Consider the following 2,546-nt stretch of genomic DNA (forward strand, 5'->3'; position numbering starts at 1 on the left):
ACCGTGGCGGGCCTGGACCGGCGGCTGGACGGCTCCGACGCCCGGCCGGCCCTGACGGCCGGCGAGCGCCCGGAGCGGCTGCCGCTCTCCTTCGCGCAGCAGCGGCTCTGGCTGATCGACCGGATGGAGGGCCCGAGCGCCCTCTACAACATGCCGCTCGCGCTGCGCCTCACCGGAGCACTGGACCCGACCGCCCTCGAAGCGGCCCTCGGCGACCTGGCGGCCCGGCACGAGAGCCTGCGCACCGTCATCGCGGAGCAGGACGGTGAGCCCCACCAGCGGATCCTCACCCCCGCCGAGGCGCCCCTGCGGGTCGAACTCCTCGACTGCGCGCCCGGGGCCGTCGACGCCGAGGTCGACCGGGCGGCCCGCCGCCCCTTCGACCTGGCCGCCGAGCCGCCCGTCCGCGTCACCCTGCTGCGGATCGCCCCCGGGGACCACGTCCTGGTGGTGGCGCTGCACCACATCGCCGGGGACGGCTGGTCGATGGGCCCGCTGCTGCGCGACCTCGCCGAGGCGTACGCCGCCCGCCGGGACGGCTCGGCCCCCGGGTGGCGTCAACTCCCCGTCCAGTACGCCGACTACGCGCTGTGGCAGCGTGCCCTGCTCGGGGACGAGACCGTCCCGGAGAGCCTCGCCGCCGGTCAACTCGCCTACTGGCGCGAGACCCTGGCAGACCTCCCGGAGGAGCTGGCCCTCCCGGCGGACCGCCCGCGCGGCGCCCGCGCCGATCACCGCGGCGACCGGGTGGCCCTGCCGATCGACGCCGAACTGCACCGGGCGCTGGTCGCGTTGTCGCGCGAGCACCGGGTCACGATGTTCATGACCCTCCAGGCGGGCCTGGCGGCCCTGCTCACCCGGCTCGGCGCCGGTACCGACGTGCCGATCGGCTCGGTCGTCGCCGGCCGCTCGGACGAGGCGCTGGACGACCTGGTCGGCTTCTTCGTCAACACGCTCGTCCTGCGCACCGACACCTCCGGCGACCCGACCTTCACCGAACTCCTCGGCCGGGTCCGGGAGACCGGCCTCGGCGCCTACGCCCACCAGGACGTGCCGTTCGAGCGGCTGGTCGAGGAGCTCAACCCGGCCCGTTCGCTGGCCCGCCACCCGCTCTTCCAGGTGGCGATGGTCCTGCAGTCCACCGAGGAGGCCGAGCCGGAGCTGGCCGGCCTGCGGGCCGAGTCGCTGCCGGCCGGCACCGGAGTCGCCAAGTTCGACCTGAACGTGACGCTGGAGGAGTTCTTCGGCCCCGACGGCGCGCCCGCCGGACTGGACTGCGCGATGGACTACGCCACCGACCTGTTCGACCGCGAGACGGTCGAGTCGATCGCCGCCCGCTTCGGCCGGCTGCTGGCGGCCGTGGTCGAGCGGCCGGGGCAGCGGATCGGCCGCGCCGACCTGCTGGCCGAGGGCGAGCGCGCCGAACTGCTCGGCGGCGCGCGGCCGTCGCCCGCCGACCGGCCGCTCGTCCCGGCCGTCTTCGAGGACCGGGCGGCCCGCACGCCGGAGCTCACCGCCCTGGTCTTCCGGGGCGCCCGGCTGACCTACGCCGAACTCGACGCCCGCGCCAACCGTCTCGCCCACGGCCTGACGGCGGCCGGCCTCGGCCCGGAGTCGCTGGTCGCGCTGGCCCTGTCCCGGTCGGCGGACACGGTGGTCGCCCGGCTCGCGGTGCTCAAGGCCGGCGCCGCCTTCCTGCCGCTGGACGCCGACCACCCCCTCGACCGCACCGCCCACATGCTGGCCGACGCCCGCCCGGCGGTCGTCCTCACCGACGCGGCCTGGCCGCTGCCGCAGGCCCTGGACGGCTTCCCGCAGCTCCGTACCGACGAGCACCTGTGGGCCGGGCAGCCCGCCGACGCCCTCCCCGCCCGGGTCGGGCCGTCCGACGCCGCCTACGTCATCTACACCTCCGGTTCCACCGGCCGCCCCAAGGGCGTGGTGGTGAGCCACGGCTCGATCGCCGCCCTGCTGGCCGCGCACCGGGCCGACACCTTCGGCGACGTCGAGCGGCGGCACGGCCGGCTCCGCGCCGCACTGACCGCCTCGCTCTGCTTCGACGCCTCCTGGGACAGCCTGCTCTGGATGGTCGCCGGCCACGAACTGCACCTGATCGACGACGAGCTGCGCCGCGAACCCGCCGCGCTGGTCCGCCACCTCCGGCAGACGGGCGTCGACGTCGTCAACGTCACCCCGTCCTACGCCGAACAGCTCCTGGACGAGGGCCTGTTGGACGAGCTCCTGCCGGGCGGGGGCCTGCCGGGCGAGGTCCCGCCGGGCGCGCCGGCGCCGCGGGTGCTGCTGCTCGGCGGCGAGGCCGTCGGCCAGTCGCTCTGGACCAGGCTGCGGGAGGCCCCCGCCACCGCCGCGTACAACCTGTACGGGCCCACCGAGTGCACCGTCGACGCCCTGATCCAGGCGTTCGCCGACTCGGACCGCCCGTCGCTGGGGCGGACCGTCCTCGGGACTCGGGCGTACGTGCTGGACGAGCACCTGAACCCGGTGCCCGTCGGCGTCCCCGGCGAGCTGTACCTCGCCGGGGCGGG

Annotated in this window: 1 protein-coding gene; it reads left to right on the forward strand. The window is 76.3% G+C overall.

Going from position 1 to position 2,546, the window contains the following annotated elements:
- Positions 1-2,546 (forward strand): condensation domain-containing protein (locus ACFWOG_RS40540; RefSeq protein WP_380364737.1); only part of this gene is annotated, 2,546 nt, incomplete at both ends.

It is taken from the genome of Kitasatospora sp. NPDC058406 (assembly GCF_042722765.1).
GTDB lineage: Bacteria > Actinomycetota > Actinomycetes > Streptomycetales > Streptomycetaceae > Kitasatospora.